The organism is Flavisphingopyxis soli (assembly GCF_007995095.1).
Lineage (GTDB): Bacteria > Pseudomonadota > Alphaproteobacteria > Sphingomonadales > Sphingomonadaceae > Flavisphingopyxis > Flavisphingopyxis soli.
In genome coordinates, this window is record NZ_VOPY01000002.1 from 696739 (window position 1) to 713932 (window position 17194).

The 17194-nt window shown below is 64.7% G+C and carries 18 protein-coding genes and 2 tRNA genes; 7 read left to right on the forward strand and 13 right to left on the reverse strand.

Annotated features, from left to right (window positions below):
• Nucleotides 1-17: 17 nt before the first annotated feature.
• The 3 genes from FSZ31_RS09940 to thiE form a co-directional block, all read right to left on the reverse strand.
• Nucleotides 18-686: a M23 family metallopeptidase gene (locus FSZ31_RS09940; RefSeq protein WP_147123178.1), complete on the reverse strand. Its 669-nt coding sequence runs from the start codon at nucleotides 684-686 to the stop codon at nucleotides 18-20.
• Between the two features lie 9 nt (nucleotides 687-695).
• Nucleotides 696-1928 carry a L,D-transpeptidase family protein gene (locus tag FSZ31_RS09945; RefSeq protein ID WP_201739158.1) on the reverse strand — a complete coding sequence of 411 codons (1233 nt, stop codon included), beginning with the start codon at nucleotides 1926-1928 and terminating at the stop codon, nucleotides 696-698.
• A gap of 97 nt (nucleotides 1929-2025) precedes the next feature.
• Nucleotides 2026-2670 (reverse strand): thiamine phosphate synthase, encoded by a 645-nt coding sequence (gene thiE, locus FSZ31_RS09950; RefSeq protein ID WP_147123179.1) that lies wholly within the window; start codon nucleotides 2668-2670, stop codon nucleotides 2026-2028.
• A 102-nt stretch (nucleotides 2671-2772) separates the two neighbouring features.
• Between thiE and FSZ31_RS09955 the strand changes: the two genes are divergently transcribed.
• Nucleotides 2773-3159, forward strand: a complete 387-nt coding sequence (locus FSZ31_RS09955; protein WP_147123180.1) for a hypothetical protein — start codon at nucleotides 2773-2775, stop codon at nucleotides 3157-3159.
• Here FSZ31_RS09955 and FSZ31_RS09960 read toward each other — a convergent pair.
• The 4 genes from FSZ31_RS09960 to tkt all read right to left on the reverse strand — a co-directional run bounded on the left by FSZ31_RS09960 (nucleotide 3156) and on the right by tkt (nucleotide 8403).
• Nucleotides 3156-4043, reverse strand: a complete 888-nt coding sequence (locus FSZ31_RS09960) for a fructose bisphosphate aldolase (protein WP_147123181.1) — start codon at nucleotides 4041-4043, stop codon at nucleotides 3156-3158. The two genes, FSZ31_RS09955 and FSZ31_RS09960, sit on opposite strands and share 4 nt — an antisense overlap.
• A gap of 46 nt (nucleotides 4044-4089) precedes the next feature.
• Entirely contained in the window at nucleotides 4090-5292 is a 1203-nt protein-coding gene (locus FSZ31_RS09965) for a phosphoglycerate kinase (protein WP_147123182.1), read from the reverse strand.
• A gap of 102 nt (nucleotides 5293-5394) precedes the next feature.
• On the reverse strand, nucleotides 5395-6405 hold the full coding sequence (gap, locus tag FSZ31_RS09970; RefSeq protein WP_147123183.1) for a type I glyceraldehyde-3-phosphate dehydrogenase: 1011 nt from the start codon (nucleotides 6403-6405) through the stop codon (nucleotides 5395-5397).
• Between the two features lie 21 nt (nucleotides 6406-6426).
• On the reverse strand, nucleotides 6427-8403 hold the full coding sequence (tkt, locus tag FSZ31_RS09975) for a transketolase (RefSeq protein ID WP_147123184.1): 1977 nt from the start codon (nucleotides 8401-8403) through the stop codon (nucleotides 6427-6429).
• 148 nt (nucleotides 8404-8551) lie between these two features.
• Here tkt and FSZ31_RS09980 point away from each other — a divergent pair, with 148 nt between their 5' ends.
• From FSZ31_RS09980 to FSZ31_RS09995, 4 genes are all read left to right on the forward strand, one after another.
• Nucleotides 8552-8788, forward strand: a complete 237-nt coding sequence (locus FSZ31_RS09980) for a hypothetical protein (protein ID WP_147123185.1) — start codon at nucleotides 8552-8554, stop codon at nucleotides 8786-8788.
• Nucleotides 8781-9098, forward strand: a complete 318-nt coding sequence (locus FSZ31_RS09985) for a cell division protein ZapA (protein ID WP_147123186.1) — start codon at nucleotides 8781-8783, stop codon at nucleotides 9096-9098. Before FSZ31_RS09980 ends, FSZ31_RS09985 begins: the two co-directional genes overlap by 8 nt.
• A gap of 285 nt (nucleotides 9099-9383) precedes the next feature.
• Nucleotides 9384-9959: a 5-formyltetrahydrofolate cyclo-ligase gene (locus FSZ31_RS09990; RefSeq protein ID WP_147123187.1), complete on the forward strand. Its 576-nt coding sequence runs from the start codon at nucleotides 9384-9386 to the stop codon at nucleotides 9957-9959.
• Nucleotides 9956-10213, forward strand: coding sequence for a DUF2842 domain-containing protein (locus FSZ31_RS09995; protein ID WP_147123188.1), 258 nt, complete (start codon nucleotides 9956-9958; stop codon nucleotides 10211-10213). Before FSZ31_RS09990 ends, FSZ31_RS09995 begins: the two co-directional genes overlap by 4 nt.
• 41 nt (nucleotides 10214-10254) lie before the next feature.
• Here FSZ31_RS09995 and FSZ31_RS10000 read toward each other — a convergent pair.
• The 6 genes from FSZ31_RS10000 to thyA form a co-directional block, all read right to left on the reverse strand.
• Nucleotides 10255-10331, reverse strand: a tRNA-Asp gene (locus FSZ31_RS10000).
• A 72-nt stretch (nucleotides 10332-10403) separates the two neighbouring features.
• Complete coding sequence (locus FSZ31_RS10005; protein ID WP_236643750.1) at nucleotides 10404-11546, reverse strand: AI-2E family transporter; 1143 nt, start codon at nucleotides 11544-11546, stop codon at nucleotides 10404-10406.
• 80 nt (nucleotides 11547-11626) lie between these two features.
• Entirely contained in the window at nucleotides 11627-13018 is a 1392-nt protein-coding gene (locus tag FSZ31_RS10010; protein WP_147123189.1) for a dihydrolipoamide acetyltransferase family protein, read from the reverse strand.
• 2 nt (nucleotides 13019-13020) lie between these two features.
• Nucleotides 13021-14025 (reverse strand): alpha-ketoacid dehydrogenase subunit beta, encoded by a 1005-nt coding sequence (locus FSZ31_RS10015; RefSeq protein ID WP_147123293.1) that lies wholly within the window; start codon nucleotides 14023-14025, stop codon nucleotides 13021-13023.
• 44 nt (nucleotides 14026-14069) lie between these two features.
• Entirely contained in the window at nucleotides 14070-15350 is a 1281-nt protein-coding gene (locus tag FSZ31_RS10020; protein ID WP_147123190.1) for a 3-methyl-2-oxobutanoate dehydrogenase (2-methylpropanoyl-transferring) subunit alpha, read from the reverse strand.
• Between the two features lie 110 nt (nucleotides 15351-15460).
• On the reverse strand, nucleotides 15461-16387 hold the full coding sequence (gene thyA / locus FSZ31_RS10025; RefSeq protein ID WP_147123191.1) for a thymidylate synthase: 927 nt from the start codon (nucleotides 16385-16387) through the stop codon (nucleotides 15461-15463).
• Between the two features lie 120 nt (nucleotides 16388-16507).
• On the opposite strand from thyA, the gene FSZ31_RS10030 reads away from it, so the two are divergent.
• Nucleotides 16508-16918 carry a JAB domain-containing protein gene (locus FSZ31_RS10030; protein ID WP_161595999.1) on the forward strand — a complete coding sequence of 137 codons (411 nt, stop codon included), beginning with the start codon at nucleotides 16508-16510 and terminating at the stop codon, nucleotides 16916-16918.
• A gap of 111 nt (nucleotides 16919-17029) precedes the next feature.
• Nucleotides 17030-17106 (forward strand) — tRNA-Pro (locus FSZ31_RS10035).
• Nucleotides 17107-17194: the final 88 nt, after the last annotated feature.

Genomic DNA, 17194 nt, shown 5'->3' on the forward strand with positions numbered 1-17194 from the left:
TCGGAAAAATCGCCGGTTCAGCGCGTCAGCAACGGATAGGGATTGACCGGCGTTCCTGCCCACCAGTCCTCGCCCTGCTCCATCCGGTTGATCGCGAAATGGAGATGCGGGCCTTCGGCGCTGGCATTGCCGCTGTGCCCGACAAGGCCGATCGGCGCGCCGCGCGAAATGCTGTCACCTTCTTTGAGGTTCGGGTCATAAGCTTCTAGATGTGCATAATAATACATCCAGCGGCGGTCGGGCGAGCGGATATAGGCGGTGATTCCGCCACCGCCCTCACTGAAATACAGTTTCTCGACCGTCCCCGGTGCCGCCGCGACAACCGGCGTGCCGTCGGCGGCCATGATGTCGATCGCATCGTGAACGCGCTCGCCGCCGGCGCGCGCCTGGGTAAAGGTATCGACGAGGTCGCCGGGCCTTACCCCCGCGACCGGGATCGTCAGCCTGCCCGATGGCGAGGGGTAGACAGGTTCGCGGTTGCTCGGTGCGGGACGCGCCCGCGCCGCCGCTGGGGCGGCGGCCTCGGTGGGCGCCACAGCATCGCCATGTGAACCCGCGACACCGAAATCGCCGCCGCTGTTGACGTAGAGATACGCGCCCGCGACGATCCACAGCGCCGACGTGACGACCGCGGTCACCGCGATCGTCTTGGTCGTTTGCCGCCAGCCGGGGGTCGCGTCGTTCATCTGTCCGACTTAGGCCTTGAAGACGACCTTTGTCGAGGTCGAGACCATCTGGGCAAGGCGTGCCGCATCCCAGTTGGTCAGGCGCACGCAGCCATGGCTTTCGGCGCGGCCGATTGTCTCGGGCGCCGGTGTGCCGTGGATACCGTAGTGTTCCTTGGTCAGGTCGATCCAGACGACGCCGACCGGACCGTTCGGACCCGGCGGCAGCTTGGCTTCCTTCTCGCCCGGCTTGGCGTCCCAGAACAGGTCGGGATTGTAGTTGAACGGCGGATTCTTGGCGACGCCGGTGATGCCCCAGTTGCCCAGCGGCAATGGATCATGCGTCGATCCCATCGTCGCGGTGAAGGCGGCGATCAGCTTGCCGCTGTCGTCGAACGCCTGCAGCGTGCCGTCGGACTTGTCGACGACGATCTTGGCCGCCTTGGGCTGGTCGCTGCCGACGCCGAGCATCTTGAGCGTATCGCGCCAGCCGCTGTCGGCGACCTGCGATGGATCGATCTTGTCGCCGCCGATATTGGGCACGCGCAGCTTCTGCCCTGCGCTAAAGAACGACTTCGACGCGGTTCCCGCATCGACCTTGCCTTGCTCGTTGCCCGCCATGCCGCTGCTGGAGGCACTCTTCGCCACTGACGTCATGGCGTCACCATTGGCGGATGCGCCCAGTCCCGCGGGTTTTCCGCCGGGGTTGAGCTCCTTCAGGACATCGATCGTGGTGTGAAAGCGCTCGGCGAGCTTCTCGTCGAGGCTTTCATAGCCGAGCCGGTCCATCTTCGCTTCGGCCTGCGGATCGCCATGCGGGATCTTGACGAAGGGACCCTCGGCAAAGTCTGCCGGGATCGTTACAACGCGCGTTGCGGGGATTTTCGACCATTGCGACAGCGCCTGCTTGGTCGCTTCGTCAAGCTCGCCGGTAACCTTGAGGTTGTTGGCGGTCTGAAAGCCGGTAATCGCGTTCCTGGTCGATGCGCCCATCTTGCCGTCGACGACGCCCGGGGTGAAGCCGAGCCGGTCTAGCACGACCTGCGCCTGCATCATCGGGCGCGGCTTGTCGTCGCCCTCGACGCCGGTCATGTCGCCGCTCATGTCATCGTTCGACGCCATCGGATCGGACTGCCAGCCCGTCTGCAGCGCCTGCGAGTTATCGGCGGCGGCGACTTCTGTCTTCTGGTCGCCGTCATCGGCGAAGTTGCAGGCCGAAAGCGCCAGCGCCGAACCGGCGGCGAGGAGGATGAATTTGGTCATGTACGAAAACTCCGGGGTCGTTCGCGGCGCGCGGAGGCGGCGCCTTCGCAGCATCAAACGCACGACAAGCGATTGAGTTTCCGTGACGATTGCGCTGCTAGCGCCGGATCCCCGCGAACAGTTCGGCGAACTGCTTGACCACCGCCGCCTCGTCGCCGTTCCACACCGCGCCGCACGTCGCGACGAAATCGGCGCCCGCCTCGACCAGCGGGCGCGCATTGTCGGGCGTGATCCCGCCGATCGCAACGCACGGCAGTTCGAAGATGCTGTTCCACCAGGTCAGGATTTCGGGCTCGGGGCGATATTCGCTCGGCTTGGTCTGCGTGTCGTAGAACGCGCCAAAGGCGACGTAATCGACCCCCGCCTCGCCCGCTTCCATCGCGAAATGGCGGCTGTCGTGGCAGGTCGCGCCGATCTGGACGCTCGGCCCGAGCTCGGCGCGCGCCTCCTTGATGTCGCCGTCCGAGCGACCGAGATGGACGCCGTCGGCGCCGAGCCGCTTGGCGAGGCTGACCGAATCGTTGACGATGAAGGCGGTGTCGGCATCGGCGCAGATCCGCTGGAGAGGTTCGGCGAGGCGCGCCGCCTCGTGCGGGTCGACTCCCTTGACGCGGAACTGGAACGCCGCGACCGGCGCGGCATCGAGCGCGCGGCGCAGCCGATCGGGAAACTCGCCGGCAACGTGCTGCGGCGAAATGAGATAGAGCTGGCAGGGCGGCTGGCGCGGGGGCGATTTGGTCATGGAGCCGCTCTAGCGAGGTTGAGCGTCCGCGCAAATGGCGCGTTGCGAAAGACGCATCGCGCCGTTCATCGTTCGTGCAGCCCTGGCGGACGAAAAGACCGCATGACCTATCGAATCCCGCTCGCCGCGCTCGCCATGACGCTCATCCTCCCGATCGCCGGCTGCGTCACGACGCAGCAGGTCGCCCGCGACGACGGCTATGCCCGCCTGGGCGAGCCGACGCGCGCCGGCCCGCTCATTGTTCGCCCCACCAGGATCGTCGAGGACAGCCGCTGCCCGATCAACGCACGCTGTGTCTGGGCCGGCCGGCTCATCGTCCGCGCGAACATCACCCATGGCGCGAAAAGCGAGGCGCGCAACCTGACGCTCGGCACGCCGGTTGCGATCGCGGGCGGACGATTGATGCTCGATAGCGGCGAACCCGGCAAGCTCGCCGGGCAGAAAACCAAACCCGCCGATTACCGCCTGCACTTCAGCTTCACGAATTAGGTCGCCGACGCCGCCGAGATTCCGTCGATCGCTTCGCCGAGCTTTGCATCGAACTCGTCGTCGCTCATGTCGTGGCGCAGCTCGGACAGCAGCGCGCGGCTGAAGCTGGCGATCATGCCCTTGTTCTTGGCCAGTTCGCGGCACGCGTCTTCGCGGCTGTAGCCACCCGACAGCGCAACGATGCGCAGCACGCGCGGATGATCGACGATATCGTCATACAGTCCCGCCTTGGCGGGGAGCGACAGCTTGAGCATCACCTGGCGGTCGTCGGGCAGCGCATCGAGCGCTTTCACCAGTTCGCGGTGGAGCATGACGTCGGCTTCGGCGCGTTCGGGGCTCTTGAGCGAGATTTCGGGCTCGATGATCGGCATCAGGCCGGCATCGACGATCTCGTTCGCGACCTGGAATTGCTGCTCGACGATGGCCGCGATCCCGGCGGGATTGGCGCGCTCGATCACCGAACGCATCTTGGTCCCGAAAATGCCCTTCGCCTTGGCGCGTTTGAGCAGGTCGCCGAGCCCGGGCATCGGTTTCATCAGCTTGACGCCGTCGGCTTCGTCCTCGAGCCCCTTGTCGACCTTGAGGAAGGGCACGATGCCACGGTCCTTGAGGACATCGGGCACGGGCTTGCCGTCGATATTGCCGTCCATCGTGCGTTCGAACAGGATCGCGCCGATGACCTTGCCGCTGCCGAACGAGGGCGAGGTGATGATCCGGCTGCGCATCGCGTGGATCAGGCCGAACATTTCGTCTTCGCTGCCATAGGCATCTTCACCGATGCCATAGCCCATCAGCGCACCGGGCGTCGAACCGCCGCTCTGGTCGAGCGCGGCGATAAAGCCCTGCCCCGTGGCGATCTGTTGCATCATGTCGGCATCTTGCATCGTGCTGTCCCCAATCTGGCCCGAAAAACGGGAATTATAACCGATATCAGCGCCTCAGCGCGGTGACTCCAGGCAATTCACGACCTTCCATCCATTCTAGGAAAGCGCCGCCTGCCGTTGAAACAAAAGTGAAATCACCCGCAACGCCCGCGTGATTGAGGGCTGAGACCGTATCGCCACCGCCGGCCACCGAAACGAGCGATCCTTCGCGCGTCAATGCGGCCGCATGACGCGCCAGCGCAACGGTCGCGGCATCGAAGGGTGGGATTTCGAACGCCCCCAGCGGGCCGTTCCAGACCAGCGTGCGACACGTCTTCAAGACGTCAGCCAGTGCCTCGGTCGCGGCGGGGCCGATATCGAGGATCATCTCGTCGGCGGCAACCTCGTGGACATTGCAGATACGCAGCGACGGCGGATTTGGAGCAAATTCCTTTGCTACCACGACGTCATAAGGCAGGTGCACCGTGCAGTTCGCGGTATCGGCGGCATCGAGGATCGCGATGGCGGTCTCGGTCAGCTCGTGCTCGCACAGCGATTTCCCCACATCGACGCCGCGCGCGGCGAGGAAGGTGTTGGCCATGCCGCCGCCGATAATCAGGTGATCGACCTTGCCGACCAGGTGGCGCAGAACGTCAAGCTTGCTTGACACCTTCGCCCCCCCGACCACCGCGGCAACCGGCCGATCGGGATCACCGAGTGCTGTCTCGAGCGCATCCAGTTCGCTCTCCATTGCCCGTCCGGCAAACGCCGGCAGCGCATGGGCGAGCCCCTCGGTCGAGGCATGCGCGCGGTGGCTGACCGAAAAGGCGTCGTTGACATAAATATCGCCGACGCGCGCCATTTCGGCGACCAGGGCCGGATCGTTGCTCGTTTCGCCCGGCTCGAAGCGCGTATTCTCGAGCACCCCGATATCGCCCGCCTCGAGCACCGCGGCACCGTCGATCGCACCCTGACCCGACGAGTAAGGTATGAACATCACCTCGCGGCCAAGCACGTGCTCGAGCGTGCCGGTAATCATGCTCAGCGATTCGGTCGAACTCTTGGCCCCCTTCGGCCGCCCGAAATGGCTCAGCAGCAGGACGATCGCGCCCTTGTCGGCAAGTTCGGTGATCGTCGGCACCGCCGCGCGCATCCGCGTGTCGTCGGTCACGCGCCCGTCGGCAAACGGCACGTTGAGATCGACGCGGACGAGCACGCGCTTGCCGCGCACGTCGCCGATGTCATCGAGAGTCTTGAATGCCTTGGTCATAGACTTCCTTTTGCGTGTTCCCGCGCAGGCGGGAACCCATCTCCGGCGCTTCGCCAGGGGAAACGTCGGACGATCGGCCCAGGATCAAGCAAGGGCACGGCGTTACAGCAACCCTGCCATTACGCCGGCGGTATCGATCATGCGGTTCGAGAAACCCCATTCGTTATCGTACCACGACACAACGCGGCACAGCTTGCCCTCCATCACCGAGGTTTCGAGACTGTCGATCGTCGAGCTTGCGGGATAGTGGTTGAAATCCGAGCTGACCAGCGGCTGGTCGGTATAATCGAGGATGCCCTTCATGGGGCCTGACTCGGACGCCGCCTTGAGCGCTGTATTGAGTTCGTCGACGCTCGTTTCGCGGCCTGGCACGAAGACCAGATCGACCAGGCTGACATTCGGCGTCGGCACGCGCACCGACGATCCGTCGAGCTTGCCGTTGAGTTCGGGCAGGACGAGGCCGACCGCGCGCGCGGCGCCGGTCGTCGTCGGGATCATGTTCTGCGCCCCGCCGCGCGCACGACGCATGTCGCTGTGCATCTGGTCGAGCATGCGCTGGTCGTTGGTGTAGCTGTGGATCGTCGTCATGAAACCGCGCTCGATCCCGACCAGGTCGTTGAGCACCTTGGCGACGGGCGCGAGGCAGTTGGTCGTGCAGCTGGCGTTCGAAACGATGACGTCTTGGCTGGTCAGCGTCTCGTGATTGACGCCGTAAACGATCGTCGCCGAAACGTCCTTCGCCGGCGCCGAGATCAGCACGCGCTTGGCGCCCGCCTTCAGATGCGGCTCGGCCGCCTCGTGCGACTGGAAGAAGCCGGTGCACTCGAGAACGATATCGATGCCCATGTCGGCGTGCGGCAGGTTGCCCGGATCGCGCTCAGAGGTCACCGCGATCTTCTTGCCGTTGACGGTGATGCTGTTCGCGTCGGCGCTGACGTCTCCGGGGAAACGACCGTGCGTCGAATCATACTGGAACAGCAGCGCATTGGCCTTGGCATCGGCGAGGTCGTTGATCGCGACGAGGTCGAGATCATGGTCGTCGCGCTCGAGGATGGCGCGAGCGACGAGGCGACCGATGCGCCCGAAACCGTTAATGGCGACTTTTACCGTCATCGAGTAACTCCTTGGTTTAAATCAGTTCAAATGGTCCAGAATCTTGGGTGCGATCTTGTCCGCGGTCAGTCCGAACGCGTCGTAGAGATCGGGCGCGGGGGCCGAGGCACCGAACCGGTCGATGCCGAAGCGCAGGCCGTGGAGGCCGGTATAGCGTTCCCAGCCGAAGGTCGTTCCCGCCTCGATCGAGACGCGCAGGACATCGCGGTTCGAGACATCGGGAAGGATATCCTCGCGATAGCTGGCGGGCTGTTCGTCGAACAGTTCGGTGCACGGCATCGATACGACGTCGGTGCCGTAACCAGCGGCTTCAAGCTTTTCGGCGATCTCGACCGCGACATGAAGCTCGGATCCGGTCGCCAGCAGGATGATGCGCCGCTCGTTTTTGGCCGACTTGAGGCGATAGGCCCCCTTGGCGCAGCGATTGTCCGCCTTTTCGAGGCGCAGCTGCGGCAGGTTCTGGCGGCTCAGCGCCATCAGCGACGGGCGATCATCCTGGGCGAGCGCCAAGGCCCAGCATTCGGCGGTCTCGACCGTGTCGGCGGGGCGCATGACGAGCAAATTGGGCATCGCGCGCAGCGACTGGAGATGCTCGATCGGCTGGTGCGTCGGGCCGTCTTCGCCAAGCCCGATGCTGTCATGCGTCATGACATAGACGACGCGCTGGCGCTGCAGTGCCGACAGGCGGATCGCCGCGCGACAATAGTCGGCAAAGACGAGGAAGGTCCCGGCATAGGGGATCACGCCGCCGTGCAGCGCCATCCCGTTCATCGCCGCCGCCATGCCGAATTCGCGGATACCGTAATAGATATAGCGACCCGAATAGTCATCCTTGGTCAACGGCTTGGTAGCCGATGTTTTGGTGTTGTTCGAACCCGTAAGATCGGCCGATCCGCCGATCGTTTCGGGCAACAGGTCGTTGATCGCGCCGAGCGCCATCTCGCTCGCCTTGCGCGTCGCGACGGTCTTGGGATCGGCGATCAGACCATCGATATAGCCCGACAGGTCGGCCCCGTCTTTGAGCCGACCGGCCATGCGCCGTTCGAACTCGGCGCGCTCGCCATGATCGGCCAGCCGCGCGTCCCAGGCCGCGCGCGGTTCGGCGCCGCGCTTGCCGAACTCTTCCCAGCGCGCCTTGATGTCGGCGGGAATGTCGAACGGCGGATGATCCCAGCCGAGCGCCTTGCGTGTTCCGGCGATCTCGTCGTCTCCGAGCGGGGCGCCGTGCGTCGCCGACGTGCCCTGCTTGGTCGGCGCGCCATATCCGATGATCGTGCGGCATTCGACCAGGCTCGGGCGCGGATCGGCGATCGCCTCGTCGATCGCGCGGCGGATGTCGACGGGATCGTGGCCGTCGCAGGCGACGGTGTGCCAGCCGGTCGCGCGATAGCGCGCGGGGATGTCCTCGCTGGTCGACAGGTCGGTCGATCCGTCGATCGTGATCTTGTTGCTGTCCCACAGGACGATTATCCGGCCGAGCTGGAGATGCCCGGCAAGCCCGATCGCCTCGTGGTTGATCCCTTCCATCAGGCAGCCGTCGCCGGCGATCACCCAGGTGCGATGATCGACGAGGTCGTCGTCGAACACCGCGTTGAGGTGGCGTTCGGCAATTGCCATGCCGACCGCCATCGCCAGTCCCTGGCCCAGCGGACCGGTGGTCGCCTCGACACCGTCGAGCAGGAAGTTCTCGGGATGGCCCGCGCACGGGCTCGACAGCTTGCGGAAATTGCGGATGTCGTCGATCGTCGGATGGCGATGCCCGGTCAGATAGAGCAGCGCATAGAGCAGCATCGAGCCATGGCCCGCCGACAGGACGAAACGGTCGCGGTCGGCCCAGTGCGGCTGCTCGGCGTCGAACTTGAGATATTCGCCCCACAGGACGGTGGCGACATCGGCCATGCCCATCGGCATTCCGGGGTGGCCGCTATTGGCCGCCTGCACTGCATCCATCGCCAGCGCCCTGATGGCATTGGCGAGCGACTGGTCAGATACCGGCATGCATTTCCCCTTTGGTAGCGAGTCGCGCGACTCGCGCACGCTTTGCTGGCTTCGTCCTCCATCGTCAACCGGGGCGCCCTAAACTCTTCGAATCTCGGCGCTTAGCTTACCATTTTACCAGGATACAAAGCTGTGCTAAATCAGGTCGATGGACAATGAAGCGCAGACGCCGGCTTGGACCCGGCTCGAACGGGCGATCGCGTTGCTCGAAGATGCGGTGTCCGACCGTCACGAGAGAGATGCCGTCGCCAGAGACACTCAATCGGCTGCGCCGAGCGAGGATTCCGACCTTGCCCGCCGCCATGCGGCGCTCAAGTCGGCGGTCGCCGGGTGCATCGACGATATCGATGCGCTGATCGATGACGGAGGCAATGGCGATGCCTAATTTGCGGCTCGAAATCGGCGGTCGGCATTACGATATTCATTGCGAAGAGGGCGAAGAGGCGCACATCGGCCGCCTCGCCGCGCGCGTCGATGCCAAGGCGCGCGACGCCCAGGCTGCGATCGGCGGAATCAACGAGGTGCGCCAGCTGCTGTTCGCCGCACTGATGCTCGCCGACGAGGCGGGCAACGCAGCAACCGCCGCGGCGACCCCTGCCCCGCCTCCCAGGGTCGCGCCGGCAATCGACGAAGAGGTGATCGACTGGGTCGCCGCGCGGATCGAGGCGCTGGCGAGCAAAATCGCCCAATCCTGACCCGCGGCCAGCAACGCCTTGAGGAAAGCCTCGGGTGCGCCTATCTTGGGCGTGACGGGTGCTGCGCAGTACGAGCTTAAGCGAACATCCCTGAGGCGATACAACATCCACGGGAGCTGTCCCTGTCCGGGCCACTTTTTCGCATTGGGGCCCGATGCATACGGCGCCCACCTGACGTAGAGGCGTCAGAGGATATTCCAGCCAACGACCAAGCGGTCCCGTCACCCCTTGCCTGCTAGTCTCGCATCGGTTCCACCGCCAACCTTCGGATAAACACAACCTCGCATGTCGGACCGGGCAGAAACCAAAGCGCAGCTGCGCCAGCGCCTGCGCTTCCGCCGCGCCAGCCATGTCGCGGCAATGGCGGCATGGGAGCGCGGCATCGTCTTTGCACACCCCCCTTCCCCGCTGCTCGAACTGATAGCTGGCCGCAAGGTCGTCGCGATCCATGCCGCACATGGCGACGAACCCGATATCGCGCGGATCGGCGCGGCGCTTGTCGATGCCGGCCACCGCCTCGCGATGCCGCGCCTCGGCGAGAGCGCCGGTACGATGGACTTTGCCGCCTATGAACCCGGCGATGCGCTGGAGCCGACGCGCTACGGCCTCGCGCATCCCGTTGCCGACGCGCCAACGCTCGCTCCTGACGCGATTGTGTGTCCGCTGATCGGCTTCGATCGTGCGATGCATCGCCTCGGCCAGGGCGGCGGCTATTACGATCGCGCCTTTGCCGCCTATCCCCACGCGATGCGGATCGGCATCGGCTGGTCGGTCCAGGAATGCGATGCCCTGCCACACGAGGATCACGACATGTCCCTCAATGCCGTATTGACCGAACGCGAATGGATCGTGGCGTCATGACGTCACCGCGCACACCGCAAGACGGCCCGAGCTGGCGCAAGCCCGCGGGAATGTTCCTGATCCTGCTGCTGATCGTGGTTTGGTCGGCGCTCATCGTATCGCAGTCCGAAACTATCGGCCGGCTGCCCTGGCCGGTCCAGGCGATCATCTATCTGGTCGCGGGGATCGTCTGGATCGCTCCGCTGAGGCCGCTGCTCGCCTGGATGGAGACGGGGCGCTGGCGCGCGCCGCGCGACAGCGAACTGTCAGAGTGACAATTTAAGCGAGGGATCCGGGCCGATTTCCGCAAGGGAAATGGCGCGAGTGACGGGACTTGAACCCGCGACCTCCGGCGTGACAGGCCGGCGCTCTAACCAACTGAGCTACACCCGCTTGGGGTTTGGAGCCGCGCAGATATGGGAGCATCGGCAGGGTGTCAACAGCGCGTTCGCCCGATTGGTTCTTTTATGGTGTCGCGACCGCTTCATCGTCGTCGTCATCGTCGCCGCGCATCAGGAAAACTAGGAATGCGGGCAGGCCGGTCGACCCGATAATGGTCATCACGATGACCAGGATCGGCACCGCGAGCAGCGCCCCCATCGCCCCCCAGACCCAGCCCCAGTAACTCAGCGAGATGAGAATCAGCAGCGGGTTCATCGTCAGTCGGCGACCGAGCACGACGGGGGTGAAGATATTCGCCTCGACGAGGTGGCAACCGATCATGATCGCTGCGGGCAGGAGCGCCATGCCGATCGTGTCATAGGTCATCAATCCGCCCACGCCGAGCAGCAGCGCAGCTGCAATCGGGCCAACATAGGGGACGAAGTTGAACAATGCGACGATCCCGCCCCACATCAGCGGCGACGGCATGCCGAGCAGCCACAGGACGAACGCGACCGACAGGCCGAGCGTGACGTTGATGATCGTGATCGTCGTCAGATAGGCCGATGTCGCCGAAACGACGTTCTGGATGATGCGTGCGGTCTTCAATGCACTGTCGAAACTGCCCTGCGCCTCGATCGTGCGGGTGCGCGCGCGGCGCCATCCGGCGAGCAGGAAGAAGATGACGAGCAGCGCAAAGAAAATCTCGATCGCCGCCGACGGCGCGCTCGTCGCGATCAGGTCGACGACCGACGACGGGACCGCTCCACTGGCAACGTCGCCGCGCGCGACCGGGCCGCTACCGACCTGCGCGCTGGTTCGCGCGACATAGTCGTTGAGGCTCGAATACAAGTCGATTACCGGCGCCAGGTTATGTTGGATGCGCGGCAGCTTGTCGGGCAGTTCGACGAACCAGTCGCTCGCCGGCAGCACGATCACCGCGAGCGCGCCGTTGACCGCCAGAACGAAGCCGAGAACGCAGATCGCTGCCGCCAGCGACGACGGCACGCGCCGCCGCTCGAGCCATTCGAGCGCGGGGACGAGCGCGATCGCGATGATGATCGCGGCGAACAGCGGCAGGAAAAACTCCGCCCCCGCGGTCATCACGAAGGGGAAAGCAAGGAAGATTCCGACCGCCGCGAACAGGTTGAAGGTCGCCAGCATGCGGTCGCGCCGCACCGCCAGCGCGTCTTCATGTTCGACGATGTCCTGTTTGGGTCGGTCCATGCGTCATCCTCTCGCGTTGCGAGCGGCGATAGCCGAGCCGTGCGATCTTTTTAACTAGATTCGCAATTCGCCCTGCGGGGTCAGTCGGCGAACAGCAGCACCGGGGTTTCGAGATACTTGCGCAGCGCCTGGACGAAGCTTGCCGCATCCCAACCGTCGACGACGCGATGGTCGCACGAAATCGACAGGTTCATCAGTTTGCGCGCCTCGATATCGCCATTGGCGGTGAACATCGGGCGTTCGACGATCCGGTTGGGGCCGATGATCGCGACCTCGGGCTTGTTGATCACCGGTGTCGTTGCGACACCGCCGAGTGGGCCGAGCGAGGTGATCGTCAGCGTCGATCCCGACAGTTCGGTCGATTTCGCCTTGCCGCTGCGCGCCGCATCGGCGAGCCGACCGATCTCGCTTGCGAGCTGCCAGACGTTGCGGTCCTGCGCGTCGCGGATGACTGGCACCATCAGCCCGGCATCGGTCTGCGTCGCCATGCCGAGATGGATCGCGCCTGAGCGCGTCACGATGCCCGCCTCGTCGTCATAACGCGCGTTGATCATCGGGAAATCGGGGATCGCCTTGCAGATCGCGGTGATGATCAGCGGCAGCAGGGTGAGCTTGGGCTTCGATCCGCGATTGGCGTTGAGATCGCCGCGCATTGTCTCGAGGTCGGTGACATCGATTTCCTCGACATAGGTGAAATGCGGGATGCTGCGCTTCGATGCCGACATGTTGTCGGCAATCCGGCGGCGCATGCCGATGACCTTGATCGTCTCGTCGTCGCGCGTGGCCGAAGCCCCTGCCGCGCGATAGCCCTGCCCGCCGTTATACGACAGGAAGGCATCGAGATCGGCATGGCGAATACGGCCGTCGGCCGCTGGCTTGACGTCAGCAAGGTCGACGCCGAGGTCCTTGGCGCGCGCCCGTACGGCGGGCGAGGCAAGAACCTTTAGCCCTCTCTCTCCTCCAGGGGAGAGAGTTGGAGAGAGGGGCTGGCTAGGCGCCTCGCTCGCCCCCTCTCCGCTGCGACTAATCTCGGCTTCGCCTCGATAAGTCTCGCTGCCTCTCCCCTGAAGGGGAGAGGGTGATTCATCTCCGACTCCGGGGGTTTCGGCGGCCACGCGCGTGTCGTCCATGCCCGGACCGGCATCGGTCGCATCGACGACATCGGCTTCGCCCTGAGCGCTCGCCTGGGCAGCAGCCTCGTTGGCTTCCAGCACGTCGTCGGGCACCTCGCCGGCGACCTCGATCTCGACCAGCATCGATCCGATCGCGATGACGTCGCCTTCTTCGCCGGCGACCGCGACGATCTTGCCCGAGACGGGAGCCTCCATCTCGACCGTCGCTTTGTCGGTCATCATGTCGGCGATCGGCGCGTCTTCCTCGACCGTGTCGCCCAGCTTGACGTGCCAGGCGACGATTTCAGCCTCGGCAATGCCTTCGCCGATATCGGGGAGATTGAAGGTGAATTTGGCCATGATCAGTCTTTCAAAATCTTCTCGAGCGCGGTCTTGATCCGGATCGGGCCGGGGAAATAGGCCCATTCAAGACTGTGCGGATAGGGGGTGTCGAAGCCGGTGACACGGATCACCGGAGCTTCGAGATGATAGAAACAGCGTTCCTGGACGAGCGCCGAGAGCTCGGCGCCAAAGCCGCTGGTGCGCGTCGCTTCGTGGACGATCATACAGCGGCCGGTCTTCCTGACCGACGTCTCGATCGCCTCGATGTCGAGCGGGACGAGGCTGCGCAGGTCGATTACCTCGGCATCGATGCCGAGTTCCTCGACAACCGCGAGCGCGACATGGACCATCGTTCCGTAAGCCAGCACCGTCACCGCTTCGCCGACGCGCACGATGTTCGCCTTGCCGAGTTCGATCCGGTAATAGTCCTTGGGCACGTCAGAGGCCGGATGCTTGGCCCAGGGCTGGACCGGACGGTCGTAATGACCATCGAACGGGCCGTTATAGATGCGCTTGGGTTCGAAGAACACGACCGGATCGTCGCACTCGATCGCCGCGATGAGCAGGCCCTTGGCGTCATAGGGAGTCGACGGAATGACCGTCTTGACCCCCGACATATGGGTGAACAGGCTTTCGGGCGACTGCGAGTGCGTCTGGCCGCCGAAGATGCCGCCGCCATAGGGCGAGCGAATCGTCATCGGCGCAATGAACTGGCCGACGCTGCGATAGCGGATACGCGCCGCTTCGCTGACGATCTGGTCGAGCCCGGGATAGATGTAATCGGCGAACTGGATTTCGGGCACGGGGCGCAGGCCATAGGCGCCCATGCCGACCGCCACGCCGATAATGCCGTTCTCCGAAATCGGCGAATCGAACACGCGCGTCTTGCCGTGCTTTTCCTGCAGGCCCGCGGTGGCGCGAAAGACGCCGCCGAAATAGCCGACATCCTCGCCCAGGATGACGACGTCGGGATCGCGGTCGAGCATGGTGTCGAGCGCCGAATTGATCGCCTCGATCATGTTCATGCCCTTGGGCGCCTTGGCCTCGGCGGGCTTTGCGTCGAGCGGCTTCACTTCGGCCATTTCGCGTCCTTCTCGGCAAGCGCCTGTTCCATCTGTTCGCGCAGGTGCCACGGCATGTCGGCATAGACGTCTTCGAACATCGTCTCGAACGGCTGGTGGAGGCCGTGGCCGAGGACGCCGTTCTTCTCGGCCTCCTTGCCCGCCGCCTTGACCTCGTCGCTCAGTTCGGTGCGCAGCGCTTCGTGGCGATCGTCGTCCCACTCGCCCGAGGCAACGAGATGCGCCTTCAATCGCTCGATCGGGTCGCCAAGCGGCCAGGCGGTCTTTTCGTCGGCGGCGCGGTAGCCCGAGGGGTCGTCCGACGTGCTATGACCTTCGCTACGATAGGTGAAATGCTCGATCAGCGTCGGACCCTTGTTGGTCCGCGCCCGGTCGGCGGCCCAGCGCGTCGCGGCATAGACCGCGAGCGCATCGTTGCCGTCGACGCGGAGCGCAGCGATGCCGTAACCCAGCCCGCGCGCGGCAAAGGTCGTCCGCTCGCCGCCGGCAAAACCCGAAAACGAGCTGATCGCCCACTGGTTGTTGACGATGTTGAAGATGATCGGGGCGTTATAGACCGCGGCAAAGGTCAGCGCGGCGTGAAAATCGCCCTCGGCGGTAGATCCCTCGCCGCACCAGGTCGCGGCGATTCGCGTGTCGCCCTTGGCCGCGCTCGCCATCGCATAGCCGACCGCTTGCGGATATTGCGTCGTGAGGTTGCCCGAGATCGAGAAGAAGCCGTGCTCGCGCGACGAATACATGATCGGCAACTGGCGCCCCTTGAGCGGGTCGGCGCTGTTCGAATAGATCTGGTTGATCATGTCGATCAACGGATAATCGCGAGCGATCAGAATACCTTGCTGGCGATAGCTGGGAAAGCACATGTCGTCGCGATCGAGCGCCATCGTCGCCGGGATCGCGACCGCTTCCTCACCGGTGCACTTCATGTAAAAGCTCGTCTTGCCCTGGCGTTGCGCGCGATACATGCGGTCGTCGAAGGCGCGGACGCGCAGCATGTATTTGAGCATCCGGCGCTTGGTCTCGGCATCGAGCTTGGGCGCCCAGGGGCCGACCGCCGCGCCGTCATCGTCGAGCACGCGGACGAGACCATAAGCGTGATCGCGCATCGCGGCGGGATCGCTGTCCTCGGCCGGGCGCGGCGTTACGCCCGCCTTGAGGATCTCGACATGGCTGAAATCGGGCGCATCGCCCGGACGCGACGGCGGCTCGGGCACGTGCAGCGACAACGGCGCCAGGTTGCTCTTGGGTGTGCTCTGCCGATCGGCCATGGATCCATCCTGCAATCTGGCCTCGTTTCGGACCAGACTTTTATAATTTCCTGTGCGCGTATTATTATTTCAAAGTCGGCATTCGCGCAAGCCGACCGATCGTCAACGTGTCAGACCGCGACCGGTGCCGCGATATGCGCTTGCGGCGCGTAATCTTCCACCGCGAAATCGTCGACCGTGTAATCGAAGATGCTCGCGGGTCGGCGCGCGATCCTGAGCCGCGGCGAACCTGCGGGCCTGCGCGCCAGTTGCTCTTCGACCAGCGCATCATGATTGAGGTAGAGGTGGACGTCGCCCCCGGTCCAGACCAGCTCGCGCGCCTGCAGATCGCATTGCTGCGCCAGCATCCGCGTCAGCAGCGCCGCCGAGAAGACGTTGAACGCAAAGCCGAGGCCGAGATCGCACGAGCGCTGGTAGAGCTGGCACGACAGGCCCTTGTCGGAGACATGGAACTGGTACGTCATGTGGCACGGCGGCAGCGCCATCGAATCGAGATCGGCGACGTTCCAGCCGGTGAAGATATGTCGCCGCGAGCCGGGATTGGTGCGCAGCGATTCGACCAGCTCGGCGATCTGGTTGATCCCCGGCCCGCGTCGGAACAACCCGTCGCTCGCGGGTTCGTAGGTCGGCCAGTCGACCCACTGCTTGCCATAGACCGGGCCGAGGTCGCCCCAGCGTGCGGCAAAATCGTCATCGGCGATGATCGCCGCCTCGAAGGCGTCTCGGTCGATATCCTCGCCGGTTTCGCGGCGATAATGCGCCAGCGGCCAGTCGGTCCAGATATGGACGCCCTGCGCGACCAGCGAGCGGATATTGGTGTCGCCGGTGAGGAACCACAGCATCTCGCGCGTCGCGGTCTTCCAGTACACACGCTTGGTCGTCAGCAGCGGAATCGCGTCGTCGGCAAGGTCGAAGCGTAGCTGCGCGCCGAACAATGAGCGCGTGCCGACGCCGGTCCGGTCGACGCGTTCGTCGCCCTCGCTCCACACGCGTCGGACGAGGTCGAGATATTGCTGTTCGTAATGCGGCTGGGTCATCGCGTCCTTGCTAGGCGAGGCGGGCATAACGAGCAAGCCGGGGCCCGCCCGATCCGTTTCGGCGCCACTCTGGAGACTCTAGCGCTCGTCAGGCCTGAGCTGCGGCGGCATCCTCGTTGGATGGGGCAGACACGCCACGCCTTGCCGAACGACGATGCGGCCAGCGATTGCGCGCACGATCTTGTCGGACTGATGCGCGCGGCGCTGCCGTCGGCGCGGGTCGAGCATATCGTCCTGTCGGGCTTCGATTCGCGCGGCCGGCTCTTGTTTCTCGATTCGATCGGTCGCGGCAGCCGGGGCGCGGTTCCCGTCGACGGCGCGGCGCTGTTCGCCCTGCTGGCAACGCCCGGACTGACTGCGATCGTCCTCGCCCACAATCACCCAAGCGGCGATCCGACGCCGAGCCTCGGCGACATCGCGCTGACCGCCCGGATCGCCCAGATCGCCCGCTTCGCGCGCATTGCGCTGACCGATCACCTTATCTTCGGGCACGAACGCCACGCCAGTTTTCGCGCACTTTCGCTGCTCTGAAAGCCGTTTTGCGCAGAGCCGAGATCGCGCTTGATCGCCCCTGCCCGCGCCCCTATACGACGCGCCTTGCCTCCTCCGACGCACGATGTTCGCATCCGCGCCGGTCCCGGTCGGGGAGTAGCTCAGCCTGGTAGAGCACTGTCTTCGGGAGGCAGGGGCCGGAGGTTCGAATCCTCTCTCCCCGACCAGTTTTCTAAGACCGTCCGGGGGACGGTTTTAGAAAACTCTCTGGCCACGATTGTGGCAAGGCATGCAACTCCCGAGCCGTTCGCGTGC